The sequence below is a fragment of the Photorhabdus cinerea genome, from assembly GCF_011189575.1.
Taxonomy (GTDB): domain Bacteria; phylum Pseudomonadota; class Gammaproteobacteria; order Enterobacterales; family Enterobacteriaceae; genus Photorhabdus; species Photorhabdus cinerea.
The window spans coordinates 1-347 of record NZ_PUJW01000157.1 but is presented as its reverse complement, the minus strand read 5'-3'; the positions used below and the strand labels follow the sequence as shown (position 1 = coordinate 347).

The 347-nt window shown below is 40.3% G+C and carries 1 protein-coding gene; it reads right to left on the bottom strand.

The genetic code is table 11. From position 1 onward, the window contains the following. The coding region (locus C5469_RS23980) for an Rpn family recombination-promoting nuclease/putative transposase (RefSeq protein ID WP_339414681.1) at window positions 1–84 on the bottom strand (84 nt) is incomplete at its 3' end. Window positions 85–347 lie beyond the last annotated feature (263 nt).

The window sequence follows — 347 nt, the reverse complement described above, 5'->3', positions numbered from 1 at the left end:
GAGAAATTCTCTGGCCGTTTCAGGCTGCGTTAAAAAATGCTTGAATAACGCGTCATGGTGAGGCCGTTTTTCTTTCTTTGCCACAATCTGTTTCTCTGTCTTATCAGGTAGTCATTACTACTCATTGTCTATCCCCGTCATCCATCTGTCTCTTGATCTATGAAATATGATCAAGAGACAGGTCATCCATAGGGTATAAATAAGAATAAAAATGCCGATCTTGAATATCGGCATTTTGCTGTAAAAGAGAAGATTAATTTAATGCTTTAACGCTTCAATTTTATCCCGGCTCAGCCCGGTACTGGTGACAATAATGTCCAAACTCACGCCATGCCGTAATAAGGCTC